General features: G+C 43.1%; 18 protein-coding genes. 5 read left to right on the top strand and 13 right to left on the bottom strand.

From position 1 onward, the window contains the following. Nucleotide 1: 1 nt before the first annotated feature. The 6 genes from GVO62_RS05290 to GVO62_RS05315 all read right to left on the bottom strand — a co-directional run bounded on the left by GVO62_RS05290 (nucleotide 2) and on the right by GVO62_RS05315 (nucleotide 6,900). The gene (locus GVO62_RS05290) at nucleotides 2–1,399 is read right to left on the bottom strand and encodes a sensor histidine kinase (RefSeq protein WP_159118193.1); all 1,398 of its coding nucleotides are present in this window, start codon (nucleotides 1,397–1,399) and stop codon (nucleotides 2–4) included. A 61-nt stretch (nucleotides 1,400–1,460) separates the two neighbouring features. Then, nucleotides 1,461–1,742 (bottom strand): EF-hand domain-containing protein, encoded by a 282-nt coding sequence (locus GVO62_RS05295; protein WP_236547075.1) that lies wholly within the window; start codon nucleotides 1,740–1,742, stop codon nucleotides 1,461–1,463. Nucleotides 1,743–2,055: 313 nt separating this feature from the next. Beyond that, nucleotides 2,056–4,125 carry a putative bifunctional diguanylate cyclase/phosphodiesterase gene (locus tag GVO62_RS05300; RefSeq protein ID WP_159118053.1) on the bottom strand — a complete coding sequence of 690 codons (2,070 nt, stop codon included), beginning with the start codon at nucleotides 4,123–4,125 and terminating at the stop codon, nucleotides 2,056–2,058. Nucleotides 4,126–4,295: 170 nt separating this feature from the next. Further along, nucleotides 4,296–4,745: a TerB family tellurite resistance protein gene (locus GVO62_RS05305; RefSeq protein WP_159118054.1), complete on the bottom strand. Its 450-nt coding sequence runs from the start codon at nucleotides 4,743–4,745 to the stop codon at nucleotides 4,296–4,298. 151 nt (nucleotides 4,746–4,896) lie between these two features. Next, the gene (locus tag GVO62_RS05310; RefSeq protein ID WP_159118055.1) at nucleotides 4,897–6,573 is read right to left on the bottom strand and encodes a fused response regulator/phosphatase; all 1,677 of its coding nucleotides are present in this window, start codon (nucleotides 6,571–6,573) and stop codon (nucleotides 4,897–4,899) included. A 21-nt stretch (nucleotides 6,574–6,594) separates the two neighbouring features. Next, the gene (locus tag GVO62_RS05315; protein ID WP_105931888.1) at nucleotides 6,595–6,900 is read right to left on the bottom strand and encodes an STAS domain-containing protein; all 306 of its coding nucleotides are present in this window, start codon (nucleotides 6,898–6,900) and stop codon (nucleotides 6,595–6,597) included. 169 nt (nucleotides 6,901–7,069) lie between these two features. Between GVO62_RS05315 and yciH the strand changes: the two genes are divergently transcribed. The 3 genes from yciH to pheA all read left to right on the top strand — a co-directional run bounded on the left by yciH (nucleotide 7,070) and on the right by pheA (nucleotide 9,757). After that, nucleotides 7,070–7,402: a stress response translation initiation inhibitor YciH gene (yciH, locus tag GVO62_RS05320; RefSeq protein ID WP_159118056.1), complete on the top strand. Its 333-nt coding sequence runs from the start codon at nucleotides 7,070–7,072 to the stop codon at nucleotides 7,400–7,402. 61 nt (nucleotides 7,403–7,463) lie between these two features. Next, on the top strand, nucleotides 7,464–8,264 hold the full coding sequence (locus tag GVO62_RS05325) for a response regulator (RefSeq protein WP_105931886.1): 801 nt from the start codon (nucleotides 7,464–7,466) through the stop codon (nucleotides 8,262–8,264). Between the two features lie 311 nt (nucleotides 8,265–8,575). After that, on the top strand, nucleotides 8,576–9,757 hold the full coding sequence (gene pheA / locus GVO62_RS05330) for a prephenate dehydratase (protein ID WP_105931885.1): 1,182 nt from the start codon (nucleotides 8,576–8,578) through the stop codon (nucleotides 9,755–9,757). A 59-nt stretch (nucleotides 9,758–9,816) separates the two neighbouring features. Here pheA and tyrA read toward each other — a convergent pair whose 3' ends face one another. Both tyrA and GVO62_RS05340 read right to left on the bottom strand, forming a co-directional pair. Next, complete coding sequence (tyrA, locus tag GVO62_RS05335) at nucleotides 9,817–10,971, bottom strand: bifunctional chorismate mutase/prephenate dehydrogenase (protein ID WP_159118057.1); 1,155 nt, start codon at nucleotides 10,969–10,971, stop codon at nucleotides 9,817–9,819. A 41-nt stretch (nucleotides 10,972–11,012) separates the two neighbouring features. Then, nucleotides 11,013–12,101, bottom strand: coding sequence for a 3-deoxy-7-phosphoheptulonate synthase (locus GVO62_RS05340; protein WP_105931883.1), 1,089 nt, complete (start codon nucleotides 12,099–12,101; stop codon nucleotides 11,013–11,015). Nucleotides 12,102–12,574: 473 nt separating this feature from the next. On the opposite strand from GVO62_RS05340, the gene GVO62_RS05345 reads away from it, so the two are divergent. Beyond that, the gene (locus tag GVO62_RS05345) at nucleotides 12,575–13,291 is read left to right on the top strand and encodes an enoyl-CoA hydratase/isomerase family protein (protein ID WP_159118058.1); all 717 of its coding nucleotides are present in this window, start codon (nucleotides 12,575–12,577) and stop codon (nucleotides 13,289–13,291) included. A gap of 76 nt (nucleotides 13,292–13,367) precedes the next feature. On the opposite strand, the gene GVO62_RS05350 is transcribed toward GVO62_RS05345, so the two are convergent. The 5 genes from GVO62_RS05350 to rpsP all read right to left on the bottom strand — a co-directional run bounded on the left by GVO62_RS05350 (nucleotide 13,368) and on the right by rpsP (nucleotide 16,084). Next, entirely contained in the window at nucleotides 13,368–14,018 is a 651-nt protein-coding gene (locus GVO62_RS05350) for a trimeric intracellular cation channel family protein (protein ID WP_120960172.1), read from the bottom strand. Between the two features lie 129 nt (nucleotides 14,019–14,147). After that, nucleotides 14,148–14,507: a 50S ribosomal protein L19 gene (rplS, locus tag GVO62_RS05355; RefSeq protein ID WP_024015986.1), complete on the bottom strand. Its 360-nt coding sequence runs from the start codon at nucleotides 14,505–14,507 to the stop codon at nucleotides 14,148–14,150. A gap of 18 nt (nucleotides 14,508–14,525) precedes the next feature. Then, the gene (trmD, locus tag GVO62_RS05360; protein WP_159118059.1) at nucleotides 14,526–15,287 is read right to left on the bottom strand and encodes a tRNA (guanosine(37)-N1)-methyltransferase TrmD; all 762 of its coding nucleotides are present in this window, start codon (nucleotides 15,285–15,287) and stop codon (nucleotides 14,526–14,528) included. Further along, a complete protein-coding gene (rimM, locus tag GVO62_RS05365) occupies nucleotides 15,288–15,809 on the bottom strand; it encodes a ribosome maturation factor RimM (RefSeq protein ID WP_105931879.1) in 522 nt (173 codons plus the stop codon). Between the two features lie 23 nt (nucleotides 15,810–15,832). Beyond that, entirely contained in the window at nucleotides 15,833–16,084 is a 252-nt protein-coding gene (gene rpsP, locus GVO62_RS05370) for a 30S ribosomal protein S16 (RefSeq protein ID WP_105931878.1), read from the bottom strand. A gap of 382 nt (nucleotides 16,085–16,466) precedes the next feature. Here rpsP and GVO62_RS05375 point away from each other — a divergent pair, with 382 nt between their 5' ends. Then, nucleotides 16,467–16,961: a hypothetical protein gene (locus GVO62_RS05375; protein ID WP_159118060.1), complete on the top strand. Its 495-nt coding sequence runs from the start codon at nucleotides 16,467–16,469 to the stop codon at nucleotides 16,959–16,961. Nucleotides 16,962–16,970: the final 9 nt, after the last annotated feature.

Here is a 16,970-nt window from a genome sequence, read left to right on the forward strand (position 1 = left end):
TTTACTTTTCCTGCTGCGGAATGGTCACTCTAAAGCAAACATCTGCATAGTCTACATCTACCACGCGTACATCACCATGCATTAGTCGAGCACAATCGGCAACAATAGATAGCCCAAGACCAGTTCCTATGACATTGTCATTTCTCGGCTCTGGACCACGAATAAAGGGTTCAAACAATGTAGGTACTGATTCTGGCGCTATGCGTTTGCCACGGTTAGCCACATCCAGCACTAGGTTTCCATTTTCGTTGTAAAGATGAATATTGATTGGTCTACCCACTGCGCCATGGGCTACAGCGTTAGAAACTAGGTTATCAAGTATTCGCCTGAATAGTTCTTCATCAACGTTTACATCAGTTGAGACGATATTTACGTCTACTTCTCTATCTTGAATAGCTAAGGCATAATCCTCTAAACACGCCGAGACCAACTTTTTCGCATCGCTTTTAACGACCTTCGGCTGAGCTTGCTGTAAGAGCAGATTGTAATCGAGTAACTTCTCCACCAGCGTATTTAAGCGATGTGTACTTGATGTAAGTAATGACAGAATTTCTCTTTGGCTATCATTTAAGTCTCCCACTACGTTTTCGGAAAGCAAACTACAGCCTTCTTTAATGCTAGCGAGTGGGGTTTTTAACTCATGAGCAGCATGTCGCAGCAATGCAGTTCTGATGTGCTCCAGCTGCTGTAAGCGGTCATAAAGCCAATGTAAATCTTTTTCAACGTCGATAAGCTCTCTTGGCGCTTGGGTTGATAGTGGCGGTAATTCACCGTCACTGTGCGCCATGATCCTAATAATTTTTTTGAGGTTATTTACGGGGTTAACAATAAGCTGACTGCCCAGCAATATAAGTAGCAGAGAGACACTGACCAACATTGCTGTAGACCAAGCCTGTTTAGCTTGCATGGCATTGAGATCGTCCTGTTGAACTTGGACTCGCTCATTAATAACCGCTTCAACGTCGTCACGAAGTTGTTCCACGCTATCGCCTATCGAGGCCAAATAAGCATTGAGCAGCAGTTGATCTTCAATAGTACGGTAGTCTGCTAGTTGGTTTAGTTGGCCAGATAAACGGGAACACGTAGTGGGAACCGACAATGCCTGACATAAGTTATCGGCAGCAAGTGTGAACTGCTCAATAGCATTATCCGATAGTGAGGCGACCTGATCGCTTCTCAACACCGCGAACTGACGAATACTTCTCTCAACGTCCACAACAGCGTTATCTAAGCGCTGCATATCGCCTACAACATCCACCACAAAACGTGTTTCAAGCGTTGTCATTTGCCCAACTTTAGCTAAGTCGCTCTGACTCTGCCAAAGCAGAGCAATAAGAGGAATAAGGGCCAGTAAAAAGCTAACTAACGTCAACTGCCTAAGCGAACCTAGCTGGACTATTCGCTTGCCAAACGAAACCTTGTTTATCAGAACCTTACCCTCTTATGCTTATTTGTTTGAGTTATTCACTTGCCGTGAGTTTTTCGTTTCCAGGCGTTAACTTACTTTTAGCTAATTCAGATTCTGAAAGCTTTCCGTCTTCGTTGTCGTCAATCAACCCAAAATTTCGAAGTAGTCCGGTGTGACGAACCGCTTCTTTAAGTGAAATGAGCCCATCTTTGTTTGTGTCTAATTGTTGCAAGAGTGAGCGTGCTGGATTGGCATGCGCATCCGCTACCGATATGGCTTGCACTGCAGCTACAGCACAAAGTGCTAATAAAACTTTTTCGAGACGTTTCATCATGAATCCTCCGCATAAATGCTTATAAAATCCTTCTCTGAACACTTTTTCTATCTTCTGCTTTGTAACGTTAAAAATAGGAAAAGCGTATAAATAGTATCACTAGTTTTCAATCAACCACTATCATAATTGACCACATTTCTACTATGCGATTTATATTATGCGATTTTCAGACCAAGAGGATAAAACACTTACAAATCAGATTAATAAGTAATATTTTCTCACACCAACTCATATAAGAACACACAGTGTGTTGCAATTAAGAAACACACACATGAAAGAATGTCAGAGAAACTGAGTCTGCACTCCCGAGGGATTAGGCAAACTCTTCGCTACTAAAGTGGCGAGGGGAATCTATCAACGATGCAAGTGGAATGGGCTTGCTGAATAAGAAGCCTTGAACATTGTCGCAACCATGCTGCTTCAAATAGTCCCACTGTTCAAGGTTCTCTATGCCCTCGGCACACACTGATAGAGATAGGCGTTTTGCGAGGTCGATTATGGCCCCGGTTACAAGGCGACTTCGCTCTGACGTTTGAAGTTCCATTACAAATTGTCTGTCGACTTTCAGCGTATCTATGGTTATTTGAGTAAGGTAACTCAACGACGAGTAGCCCGTACCAAAATCATCAAGTGCTATTGCACATCCCATGTTTCCAATACGTCTAAAAAATTTATTAGAAAGTGCAAAATTTTCGAGATAGGCACTTTCCGTTACTTCAAACTCGAAATTTTCAGGATTAACATTGTGCGAAGTAAAAGTACTATAAATATAATCGAACAGTTGTGTACTTCTTAAATCGTGCCCCGATAAGTTAATAGACGCCCTAAATGGGGACGAAGCCCATTGCTTGAGGGTAGGCATATCAATGCAGACACGCTTTATTACCCAGCGGGTTATGGCCGTTATTTTGCCCCCCTGCTCTGCAATGGGAATAAATTCGTTGGGCATAACCAATCCAAATTCAGGATGCTGCCAACGAATCAATGCCTCTACGCCAATGACTCTGCCGTCATTATTCACTTTCACTTGATAGTAAAGCACGAACTCGTCATTGGTAAGGCCCTTTTCGATGCCGTTTGCCAAAAGCAGTTTTCGCTTATGGGATTCGACCATATCGGGCGTGAATAGCGTGTAGCTTCCTCTACCACGAGCTTTAGACCGATACATAGCCAAGTCAGCGTTGCTCATAAGTTCACTAAGATCGTACGATGCATCTGATGCTTTAGCTATCCCGACGCTAAGCCCTACCGTTAAAGACAGGCCACGAAGCTCAAAGGGTTCGTCAAAAGCTGTGATTAACCGATTGGCTAGACTCTGTGCGTGTTTTGTAGAGGCGTCTCTATCAGGAAGGACCAAAAATTCGTCGCCACCTAAACGGGCAAACAAGTCACCATCGCGCAGTAAACATTGCACTCTGTCGGCCACTTCGATAAGGATAAGATCGCCAGTTTCATGTCCTAAAGAATCGTTGATCCCTTTAAAACCATCTAAGTCAAAAAACAACAGAAGCAAGTCTTCTTCATTTCTTTTGGCTCTCGCCAATTCTAACCTTAGATTGTCGAGAACGAACTGCCTATTGGGTAACCCTGTTAAGCTGTCAAAGTTAGCAAGTCGTGACATGGTTTCTTGTTGATCAACTAGCGTTTGTTTTTGCTCAAAATTCACCAGTAATTCAACTTCAATTGCATCTAACAAGTTGTTGATATTGCGAGCTAGTTGACCAATTTCATTTGAAGCGTTTAAAGAATTTCTCAAGGCGTAATCTTTTGACTCAAACACGTCTTGAGTGAATCGACAAAGGGAGGTAAGAGGCGACACTAATCGGTATAAAATGATGATGCAGATGCTCACGCAGAACAGCCAAATGACGAGTATGACTGGCAATTGCCTAAGAATTTCGCGAGCGGTATCTTTTGTTTTTGCGTGCTCAACATCAATATAAAGGACCATATGTCCCATTGGATAAAGGCTACTTCCTACAATCTGATGCGCCACAAGCACATCGTCGTACTGCGTAATGCCAAAAGGAGCATCTTCTGGCAATCGAGGGACACGTTGGTCCTCGATTTCACTAACACGTTCGCCGTTTATCGTTGATATAACATTATAATCGTTATCGTAAAGCGTAGCTGATAACAAATATTCATGGGCTTTGATTGGCTGAAATACGGATGATATCAGCGCGTTATTTCCAGGGTTCCTTTCCATCAAAACCGCAAGCTGCAACGCCACTGAATTACTCAACGCAGCAGTATTATCCCTTACAACATCAATCACGGACTCGTTGTGATCTACTTTGTTTATTACAACGATGGACACAGCCAATATCGACATAGTCGCTACGATCACAAGACCAATAGAAATCTTCAGGGTTTTAAACACACATGTGTCCTTCACTTACTACTTAACGTTTCTCTCGCGAGCTGTACACGTGACACGAAATGGTTTATTCACCGTGTACGGTCGCCTACTTTTTTGTTCACAATAGTAAGGCAGGCGCATAGAAAGTAAAACGGAAATTTAAGAAAGTCCCAATTACTCTCTTTACGGTTTTAATTAGCAGGCGTGTTCTCAACGACAGAAAGCTTTGTTTTTATAAACTCGCTGTGTGGTACATATAGTAGATCTGCAATTTGCCTGATGGTGCTTTCCTCAAGTGGCGCGAGAGACGAATCGGCATACGCAATTATCCAAAGGCTTTTTACAACGCTAACTTTTTCATCCGCACTACAGTGTTTGTTCAACACTTGAGTAAAATGCACAAGGTCTACCGCTTCTTCTGAAGTCTCTTGCCCTCTTTTAAGAAGAAGCGCCATTGCATCCTCATCCACATTCACATGCTTCTTAAGTTGCTTTTCATATTCTTCTTTTTCAACGTCAGTAACTTCGTTATCTGCATTAACTATCTCACTCAGTAACGCCGCAGTTGCCAATTCGACCGTGTAAGCAGGTTCCCTGTCTTTGTGTGAATCTTCAAATAATTTTAAAAATGATTTCAGCATAAATCCTCAGTAATACATTGTGCAACCTTGCTAGTGGCACGATAATTTCTTTAATTTCTACTTGAGGAAAGGAAAATTCGATTAATAAACCGATTATCTAGATTATCGAGTGAATAGTGGCTAATTGAGAAAATTACTCTATAGAAAAGGCTCAATACTCGGTATCAAGCAGGCAAATTACTTTCTTGCCTCCATCCTCAAACCAAACCTTTTCGCAAAGTGCATGAATTAGGGGTAAACCACGACCATGACTTAATTCTTGCCCATTACTTTGAACTGATAAGGTTCGACCTCTATCCCAACTGAACCCTTCGCCACTGTCTTGTACTTGTAATAGTACTTTACCCTCTGACGGTAAAGATTCGATACGAATATTAATTCGGCCATGGCTTAGCGCCTTTAGAGAAGCATCTCGCTCTGCGTAATACTGATGAAAACCTTCGATGTCAGTTTTAACTTTAGATTCAAGCTTTAAAATGCCGTGGTCTAGCGCATTGTTGAAAAGCTCGGTAAGAACAGTGTACAAAACGGAACGTATGTTTTGTATGCCTTCGCACTGCCCAGCCAGTTGCAATATTCGCTGAAGAATATCAGGCTGCTTTAGGTGAGAGGCATTAAGGGCAATTTCATGGACGGAAGGCAAGCCCTCGCCTGCATTACGAAAAGTGGATATATTTATGGGTTTAGCATTGAAAACCACTAGAGTGACATCGTCACTTAATGTGGATGAAGGACCGTGCGCTATGGCTTGACGAAAGAGCGACTGGGCGTCTACTTTTCCTTGTACCTGCATTTGCGCTTTTATGATGTTAGCGAACCCTTCTTCCTGAAGCATTTCTCCGTTTGCATCTACTATTTCAATCAGACCATCGCTATAGATAACGAGCTGCTCGTTATGCCCTAAATTAATTGTGTCGTAGTCTGTATTGAGTTCACTTTCATCCAATATTCCAAGGGCCATATGCCGAGAGGGTATCGTGCGAAGTGCAATATCGGTCTTCGCTGGAACGACTACTTCTGGCATTCCCCCCTGCCATAGATTTACGCGATTACCCGCCGCATTAATTTCTCCGATGACGGCAGCCATAAACATGTCGCTTGGAAGAAAAGTTAAAAGGATTCGATTTAGTTCAGAGGTGATCTCAGCTATAGAAACGCCTTGCTGCGTCAATTCCCGAAATGCTCGGGTTACGGGTAGTGCGCCGATTGCTGACGCTAATCCATGCCCAGTAAAGTCCCCTACCACGAAGTAAATTCCTCCACTTGGACTTGCTTCGCAAAGGAAAAGGTCTCCATTAAAAGTCTCGGCTGGTTTTAATAGACAATCAAAGTGTGACAAAACTTCAGGACGATTAACAATAGCGTGGCTAAATATATGCTCAACGATGGCGTGCTCGCGCTCAACCCGCTGATTGAACAACCGAAGTGTTTTGTTTTGCTGCTCAATGCGATCGCTTAACGCCCGTATCTGCAGATGCGCTCTTATTTTTGCAATGAGGATATGACGGTCGAAGGGCTTTGTAGCAAAATCGTTTCCGCCAACTTCAAGACAGCGAACTAAGCTTTCATTGTCTTCAAGTGCGGTAATAAAAAGAATGGGTAGGTAAGTCTCATCGGCTAGATTTCGAATTTTTGACGCAACGTCAAAACCAGACAACCCAGGCATTACTACATCGAGTAAAACTAAGTCTGGCTTCTCTTCTACAAACAGCTCGATAGCGTCTACGCCATTCTCTGCTTCAACACAATCTTTATAACCCGCGTTATAAAGCATGTTGGCCAATAGAGTACGATTTATACTCTCGTCATCGACAATAAGAATTTTCACGGTGTGTGGATCTCTTAATGATTATTTGATGTCAAATTTCTTGTCGAAGCGAGATATTTGTAGGATTTTAGCAACCTGCGGACGCGCATTTTCGATGCTGTAACTCAGTTCTCTGCCTGCTAGTGATTTTTGCATGTTGAGCAGCATGCCTAATGCAGAACTATCCATGTATTCGGTGCGTGATAGATCAACACTGATGTGTGAAACATTGCTATCGAGATCGGAATAGGCGTTTCTGAAGGCCTCAACCTTACTGAAGTCGAACTTGGCGCCGACATCAATCACTAATGTTTTTCCTTGGTTTTCAAAACTTGACGTTATTTCCATACCCGTTCCTTAAATGTGATCATAAATGCTTCATCTGATGCTTTTATCTTTGCTATCCTTATCTTAGTTGAAGTTTTCTACATAGCCATCGTTGCTGTCTACAACTTTTGTATAATTGTGTTGTTTTCGATGCAATTAAGATGGAAAGACGAATTTTATTGAGGTATTTATGCAAGACTGGCAAGACGCACTTTTAGTTTACAGTACTGAAAGCGGCAAAATAAAGCCTGAGCACAAAACAGAGCAGCGCTCGGTTTCTTCGGACGGTATCGTTCGTATTCATCGAGAAACTAAAGGGCGCAAGGGAAAAGGCGTATCTTTAATCAAAGGCTTAGACCTTCCCACTGACGAGCTAAAAAAACTTGGCTCAGAACTTAAAAAGAAATGTGGTTGTGGCGGTGCAGTTAAAGACGGTGTAATTGAAGTTCAAACCGATGACAGAGAAAAGCTGCGCTCACTTCTAACAGATAAGGGTTTTAACGTTAAACTTGCTGGTGGCTAGTTGGCAACAACCAACAGTGAATGTTCCCTTTTTCATAAACATATAACAAAAAGAGTCTGAAATGGAAAAGCTGTCAATTTCTGATTTACATATTATTCTTGTTGAGCCCTCTGATACTCAGCGGAAAATCATTACTACGCTGCTGTTGAAAGAAAACGTTAAGGAAATTGACCCTGTCAGTACCCTTTCGGAAGCGCGTTCTGCAGTGAAAGCCCATGGTGCTGATCTTATCGTGAGTGCTATGTATTACGAAGACGGTACCGCGTTGGAACTGTTAAAGTTTATCAAAGAGAATGACGATTTTAAGAGTATTCCTTTCATGCTTGTATCGAGTGAAAACCGATTAAGCAAACTTGAAGAATTCAAGCAGGCGGGCGTAGCCGCAATCTTACCCAAACCGTTTGAGCCGCTTCATTTGTCCCGCGCGCTGAACGCAAGTTTAGATTTGATTAATCACGATGAGTTAGAACTTGAGCTATTCGATGTTCACGATGTGCGTGTATTGCTTGTAGATGATAGTAAATTAGCAAGAAATCATATCAGACGTGTACTGGAAGGAATGGGTCTTCAGCGAATTCAAGAAGCGGAGAATGGCGCGACGGCATTGACGCTAATCAAAGATCAGGCCTTCGACTTAGTTGTGACTGATTATAATATGCCGGAGATGGATGGGCGTGAGCTTTCTGAATTTATCCGCTTCAACCCAGAGACCACACATATACCTATTATCATGGTGACTTCTGAATCAGCAGATAGCGCGCATATGGCTAACATTCAGCAAACGGGCGTTAACGCATTGTGCGACAAACCTTTTGAGCCAAATGAAGTACGTCAAATGCTTTCTGCACTGTTAGGAAATTAAGTTGTTGAGGTAAAGCTTGTATAAGCGAGAGCGTTAGAGTTTGTTCGTAGCAAATATATGCAGCAAACTCATTTTCTTTGCTTTTTCAAGCCCACAACCTAAAAAACAATGATGCATTTTGTAAAAATGGGTTGACACACATAGGTGTTCAACATACATTCAACGTATGAAACAGAACATAAAGCACGTAGCAGTATTCTTTTTTGCGTTTATATCCTTAAATTAGGGAGGCGCGGCTACATGCATAAAACCTCCCATCTGGGAGGTTTTTTTTTAACAGCACTTTATTACACGTTACGCACGGGAACACTATGTCAGACAATGCATTAGATACTGTTAGAGAGCGGATTACCGCTTTAGACAGTGAACTACTTAATTTACTTGCAGAACGCAGAAAACTCACTAACGAAGTCGCTGAGACCAAAATAAAACACCATATCCCTGTGCGAGATCAGAAGCGAGAAGAGCAGCTCTTAGTTCGCTTAATAAAAGAGGGTCAAGGCATTGGTCTAGACCCCCATTACGTAACGCAAATCTTTCACGTTATAATTGAAGACTCAGTTTTGAATCAACAAGCTATGTTAGCTGAGCGTGCCAACCCGGGCAGCACTCTCCCCCTTAACCGTGTAGCGTTTTTGGGTGACAAAGGCTCATATTCGTATCTCGCAACTCAAAAGTACTTCTCTCGTCGACCAGGCGAGCTTTTAGAGATTGGCTGCCAAAGTTTTGCAGAAATAATTCATAAAGTAGAAAGCACTGAAGCTGACTATGCTGTACTCCCTATAGAAAATACGACCTCTGGCAGTATCAATGAAGTATACGACCAGTTGCAGCACACTCAATTAAGTATTATTGGCGAACTTACACACCCCATTCGACACACGCTGCTGGTAGGCACCAATACCAGCATTGATAAGATAAAAACGCTTTATGCCCACCCCCAGGTTTTCACCCAGTGCAGCCATTTCCTCGCTGAGTTGGGCAATGTAGAAGTAAAAACGATGGACAGTACGTCATCTGCGATGTTGACGGTAAGCGAGCTTAAACGGGATGATGTGGCTGCAATAGGAAGTGAAGCCGGTGGTAACTTGTATGGCTTGATGGCCATTAAAAGTAACCTTGCTAATCAGAAGGAAAACCACAGCCGCTTTATCGTTGTGGCGCGTAATCCCGTCGTAGTGCCGCTTCAGGTACCAGCAAAAACGACACTCGTTATGTCCACAATACAAAAGCCTGGCGCATTGGTTGAGGCCTTGTTAGTGCTAAGAGAGAATAGTATTAACATGACAAAGCTTGAATCTCGCCCTATCCCTGGGAACCCGTGGGAAGAAATGTTTTACATTGATGTAGAAGGCAATGTAGAAGATGGCCCAGTACAAAACGCCCTAGACGCATTACGCGGAATTACGCGCTATATCAAAGTTCTTGGCTGTTATCCGAGCGAAGAAATAAGTCCAACAAAAGTCGCTGCAGCAAGCGCCCTAGCCAACTAAAATAAAAAGGCGAGCTCTCGGGCTCGCCTTTCCTCTGAATGTTATAAAATTTAAGCGTGTTACTTATCCCTTAAAAGTTGGCCATCATCAGCTTTAAGTAACATTTGCTTGCTGTCTACCAAGCATTTTTTAGCATAATCACCAAACCAGCCCCCAACCTTCATAAACTGTTCAACAAACCCTTTTTTATCTCCGCTTTCTAAAAGAGACAAGGCTAGACCAAATCGTTCGTAGAAACGACGCAGAAGCGCAAAATTGTCAGGATTATTAAAAATGATATCGGCATAAAGCTGCGGTGACTGTGCAAATAGTCGTCCTACCATTGCGAGCTCTAACCGATAAATCGGTGAACTAAACATGGTTAAAGACTCTAAATTCGGATCTTCGCCTTTGAGGTGTTGCCCGTAAACGAATGTATTAAAGTGGCGCATAACCTGAATATAAGCCATTGCTTGGTCGTGTTCTTCTGCACTGGAGCCATGAATGGTGGCCCCCCAGATTCGCATTTGTTCAATCAACCAATCATATTTTTCACTGCCACGACCATCGCACACCACAACCACCTGCTTTATCATGCCAGGTGCATCAGGGCCGAACATAGGGTGAAGCCCTACAACGGGGCCGCGATGCACTGCAAGCATTGCCTCTAGAGGTTTGGCTTTAACACTGGTTATATCTGCTAGCACACAGTCGTTGGGCAGCATAGTAAGCTTGCTAATCACGTCTTCTGTTAAATTAATAGGCACGGCAACGACAACTAGCGAAGCATGGCTTAACAGCGATGATGCTCTGCCATTTTCCCAGTCATCTTTCTCAACAACCGAAACCTTGTAATTACTTCTTTCAAACAAGCTTACAAACACGCGGCCAAGCGCCCCTGCTCCACCGATCACAACAACGTTATCGATGTCGGGTTTCACACAGCGGTATTTGTTATTTTGCGTATGGTAAGACTCGCGCATTACGCGACGAAGTAAATCTTCAGTTAGGTCGGGAGAGACCCCAAGAGATTCAGCCTGAGCACGACGAGAGGCTATTAGCGCTTTTTCTCGTTCAGGTACATAAACGGGCATGCCGGCTTCGGCTTTGATTTGCCCAACTTGCGTAGTGATTTTATTGCGTTTAGCAAGTAATTCGACGAGCTGGGAATCCAGCTCGTCAATACCTTCACGCAGCGTATCTAGCTTGTTTAACTGCTGCGAAATATCGGCCATTATGTCTTATCCTTGAATCACATGGCACGGGTTGAGTTAGCTTATGCCACCGTGCGCTTATTTTGACGTAAGGGTAACACAGTAATTAATTTATCTCTGGCTTGAGCAATTAAGTTTTCTGTAGTTTCCCAATCAATACATCCATCAGTGATAGAAACGCCGTATTCAAGCTCTTCAGGTTTTTTACCTTCGGCTTTCTGATTTCCAGGCTTCAAGTGACTTTCAAGCATAACACCAATAATTGACTGGTTACCTTCAAGTATTTGATTCACGACATTCTGTGCCACCAAGGGTTGGCGACGGTAGTCTTTTGATGAGTTCGCATGGCTGCAATCAACAACTAAACCTGCAGTCAGCCCTGCGTCTTGTAATTCGATTTCGCACTCAGATACGCACACCGAATCATAATTAGGCTGTTTTCCGCCACGCAAAATGATGTGGCCATCTGGGTTTCCACTGGTGCCAATGATACTTACTTGGCCCTGCTTATTAATCCCCATAAAACGATGCCCGGAAGCCGCAGATTTAAGTGCATTAATGGCAATATCTAAACTTCCGTCGGTACCATTTTTAAAACCAACAGGCATTGAGAGGCCGCTTGCCATCTCTCTGTGAGTTTGCGATTCAGAAGTGCGAGCTCCGATAGCAGCCCAGCTAAATAGCTCTGCTAGATATTGCGGGCTGATTGGATCTAATGCTTCAGTGGCAACAGGTAACTCTAATTCTGCTAACCAAATTAGCAATTCTCTCGCTTTGCGAAGACCGGTTTCGATATCAAACGTACCATCAATGTGCGGGTCGTTAATAAGCCCCTTCCACCCTGTTGTGGTTCGCGGCTTTTCAAAGTAAACACGCATTACTATAAACAGAGTGTCTTTACACGATTCATGTAGTTCTTTGAGTTTAAGTGCGTACTCTTTAGCTGCTTCAATGTCATGAATTGAGCAAGGGCCGCACACCACTAGCAATCTGTGGTCACGACGATGAATTATATCTGAAACAATTTTTCTCGAATCAGAAATTGCAGCAAGTGCTTTTTCTGAGACAGGCAACTCTGCGCTAAGCGCATCAGGTGTAATAAGTACATCTTCTGTACTTACGTGAACATTATTAACAGTGTCCTTGATCATGGGAGTTCTCTTACTCTCTTAACTACAAATAAAAAATTGAAAATAAAACGCCAAAAGAGTGTCCAATCTGCTTGTAAACTTAATTATACAGCGAGCTTATTCTATATTTCTTTAACGTCATTGACTTTTTAACAATTAAAGCCTAAAGAGGCAAGCATTAACGAATAATACTTTAATCTAGGGTATATTCTAAGTGTATCAGCATGACCGTTTGTCCAACCTCCGCTTTCATTAGCACGTTTTTTAACCGGAAGTGAGGCTTGCTCTTTTTTCCTCGATGATAAGATGTTTAGCGTTAAGTCTTGTCCGCGAACACTAGGAACTAGCAAAAATAGTTCGTATCACGCCCTAACACCGCAATATATTTTTATGTCTATTCATCATAGATAATTAACCAACATAAATAAGCTAAATTTTTCATTTGTTGTTCGGGTTTTGTATTATTGCAGCAAATAAATAATAACGAGAACACAATGCAAAATTTAGCTATAACCTACACGGGCGACGTAGCCATTCTTACCATGCAAAGTGGTGAAAACCGTCATAATCCGCTTTTTGCCAAGGAAATGTTGTCCGCATTAGAAACAATCAAAAGCAATGAAAGTTGCAAAGCGATGGTGATCACGTCCAACGATGATAAATGCTTTAGTTTAGGCATAGATACAGACTGGTTGATGCCTGCGATGAAGGCAGGTCGCACAGAAGAAATTAAGCAGTTCATGTACGATATGGATGAGGTGTTCAAAACTGTGCTTCTTTTTCCTCTACCCGTGATTGCAGCCATCAACGGGCACGCTTTCGGTAACGGTGCGATCTTGGCTTGCGCCTGTGACTTTAGGTTCATGCGTTCAGACAAAGGTTTTTTCTGTTTCCCAGAAGTAGATTTATCTATTCCATTCCTTCCCGGCATGATTGAGTTTGTAAAGAAAGCCATGCCTTATCATAGATTTAATGAAATGAAGCTTTCTGGTAGACGGGTATCTGGTAAAGAACTAGAAAATGACCACGTTATTGAAAAAGCCTATGAGACACAAGAGGCACTCATGGAAGGTGCACTTAATTACGCAAAATCATTTGATAAAAAGCGTGGAATTTTTGGTGAACATAAAAAACGTTTGCATAAACACATTATCGAAACTATTGATAAAGAGAACGCCCCTCTCATTGACGCCCTATCTTTAATGGCGTAACCAATATAGACAGTGAAACGGTAGCGCTAGGTTTCACTGTCTTTGGTTGCTAAAAATAATAAACGCTTATCACACATCATAAGTCGGCATTACATTTCTTTTTAGATCGCGGTGTTCGTTTTCTGAATAAGTCAACCTTCACCCCCCAATGCAACGAAGCGGTTCTTAGTAAAACCGTTACAAAGATAGAACCTAGTATGCACCAAATATAGGGAATATCTAACGCGAATAACGCGGCATAGGAAAGCCCCCCTGCAAAACACGCGCTGGCGTATACGTCACCTCGCATCACATAGGGCACTTCCCGACAAACCACATCTCTCATCAAGCCGCCGAAAATACCTGTGGTCATCCCCATTGTCAGTGCGACTATCATTCCCGTTCCGCTAATTAAGGCCTTTTCTATACCTATGACGTTGAAGATAGCGAGTCCTATTGTATCGATGAGAATAAAGTAGAAATTTGAGGGCGATGGCATATAGCGAACGAACAGCACGGTTGCGAAGATGGCAGAATAAGTAGCTATAAGATACTCCGACGTTTCTACCCAGAATATAGGTTTGCCCAACAATAAGTCACGCAGGGTACCGCCGCCTAGCGCAGTCATCACACCAACCACGACGATGCCAAAACCGTTTATGTTTTTATCATGGCCGAGTAACGCACCAGAAACAGCAAAAAATGCAACGCCCAAAATTCCCAGTACAATAAAATATTCTGAACTCATCCTTTTCTCTATTAACAAATATTAATATTTGTAATTGATGAGAGGACAAAAGGATCGAATTGCGGGCACAAAAAAGCCCGCGTGAAGCGGGCTTTTTCGAAGTTAACAATAACGCAAGGATTAGTAATCTTAGTTAAGCTTCTCTTTGATACGTGCAGACTTACCTGAACGCTCACGTAGATAGTAAAGCTTAGCACGACGAACCGCACCGCGACGTTTAACTTCAATTGAAGAAACTGCCGGGCTGTGTGTTTGGAACACACGCTCAACGCCTTCGCCGCTAGAAATTTTACGCACGGTAAAAGACGAGTGCAGACCACGGTTACGTTTAGCGATAACAACACCTTCATAAGCCTGAAGACGCTCTTTGTCACCTTCGGTAACGCGAACTTTAACAACTACTGTGTCACCTGGACCAAACGCAGGAACATCAGTCTTTAGCTGTGCTTCTTCGATTTTTTTGATGATATCTTGACTGACTTTGCTCATCATATCCTCTCGTCCTAGTTAACTGTCATCTTGCTGCAGTTGCGCTTGGAATAATTCAAGCAAACGCTGCTGCTCCTCAGTCAGAGCTAGGTGATTTAACAAATCAGGGCGACGATGCCAGGTTCTACCTAATGATTGCATCAATCGCCACTGCCTAATTTTTTCATGGTCCCCACTTAGCAACACCTCAGGAACCTTTTGACCATCAAGTATTTCGGGCCGCGTATAGTGCGGACAATCCAAAAGACCGTCAGTGAAAGAATCTTCAACTGCTGAAGCTTTATGCCCCAGCACACCGGGAACTAACCGTGCAACCGCGTCCATAAGGACCATTGCTGGTAATTCGCCGCCGCTTAACACGTAATCACCTACAGACACTTCTTCATCTACATGGCTTTCGATTACCCGCTCGTCGATGCCTTCATACCGGCCGCAAATTAAAATTGTGCGGTCGATGTTAGCAAGACGCTGTACGCCTGCTTGGTCAAGGGGTTTCCCTTGTGGTGATAAGTAGATCACCTTACTTTTTTTGCCGCCCACTTTCTTGGCGGCTTGTATTGCGTCAGTTAGCGGTTTTACCATCATCAGCATACCGGGTCCGCCTCCGTAGGGGCGGTCGTCTACTGTGCGATGGCGATCATGTGTAAAGTCACGGGGGTTGAAGGTGTCAACCGATAAGGTTCCAGATTTAACTGCTCGACCTATAACACCCTGCTGGGTAAATGGGGCGAACATATCTGGAAACAGGCTAACAACACCGAACCACTTTTCCGGAGTCACTTAAAACCCCGGGTCCCAGTCAACTTTAATGACCTTCGCTTCCTTATCCACCTCTTGTACGACTTCGTCGAACACAAAAGGTAATAGTCTTTCTTTTTGACCAAAAGCATCGCCTACATTTGCCTTAACGTGGATCACGTCATTAGCTCCTGTATTAAATACTTCTTTCACCACACCTAAGTCGTAACCTTGCGTTGTTACCACTTTCATGCCGGTGAGCTCACGCCAATAAATCCCTTCGTCACCTAAATCAGGCAGCTGTGAAGCGTTTATGTTGATATCCAAGTTTTTGATGCGCTCGGCATCATCTCGACTATCAACGCCCACAATTTTTGCAACGAGGCTTTTACCGTGCGGTCGCCACTGGTCAATTTGGTATTCTTTTTCTTCGCCAAGGAACCATGGCGCGTACTCAAATATACCTTCTGGCGTTTCTGTATAGCTGTTGATTTTGACCCAACCTTTAACACCATACGGTGCGCCAATTTTGCCAACAATCACTTTGTCAGACGCTAGACTCATCTATACCACCAGTTAATAACAGCTTACGCTGCAGATTTTTTCGCTTCTTTTACCAAGCTAGAAACGCGATCTGATAAGCTCGCGCCTACGCCAACCCAGTAATCTACACGCTCTAGATCTACGCGAAGACGTTCCGCTTGACCTTGTGCAGTTGGGTTGAAGAAACCGATGTTTTCAATGAAACGACCGTTTCTTGCACGACGGCTATCAGCCACCACTAGTTGATAAAATGGACGCTTTTTCGCGCCACCACGCTGTAAACGAATAGTAACCATAAATGCCTCAAACTCGTTGTAGCGTTACCGTTAACTTAAGCCTTCGAACAACGTCTAAAAAATAGACGCCAGCTAGAAGGCCGCCGAATTATACGGATATCGCCACTCAATGCAAGTAAAAACCTGATTTATCCTTTGTTTAGTTAAACCTTTATTCATTAGCGTGGTATTGGAGCTAAAACGGTTTCACAACTAACCTATCCATCACAAATTTCTTTAAAACATTTGATCATGGTGTATTGTTAATAGTGCACTGTTTTATTGTGCGAATTGAACAGCCATATGCAGTTTAAAGGATGGCACTTAGGATGTGTTTATTTTTATCTGAGGCTTTTGCTTGTTGAAGGCGTCAGTGTATGTCTCACGGAGAAGGATTATTCAAATGAAATTACCATCGCTTCTACTCGCTACTGCGATTGCTCCTCTTTTCGCTTGTACGTCTGTTTCAGATGTCATTAACCAACAAGCCAAAGTTCAACCTAATGAAGCACGTATAGATTTTTTCGCTAATCGCGGCGAAGCTTATGATAACAAACGAGAGTACGTAAAACTTATGTGTTTTAATCAGCGCCCAACAAGTGCATCAGCGCTGCGGGACGTGGAAGAGGGTGAGCATGTTCTATTTGTTCGCGCCATGGTTGTGAATACCGATCTTCCTGCAGATAACATGCGCGAGGCTATTGTTCGACTCGATGTAAATTTAGAAGGTGGTAAGCGTTACTCCCTCAACCAGATCCGCGACAATCGCGATATGAAGATTTGGCTGCAGGAATCAGACTCTGGCATTCCAGTATCGGAAATCGTAACAACACGCGTTGAATATCCAAAATCAGTGGGTGATTTACGCCTTGACCAATGCAAAGAAGGGACAGTTTAAAAGTTCGGC

The organism is Alteromonas sp. KUL150, from assembly GCF_009811475.1.
GTDB classification, from domain to species: domain Bacteria; phylum Pseudomonadota; class Gammaproteobacteria; order Enterobacterales; family Alteromonadaceae; genus Alteromonas; species Alteromonas gracilis.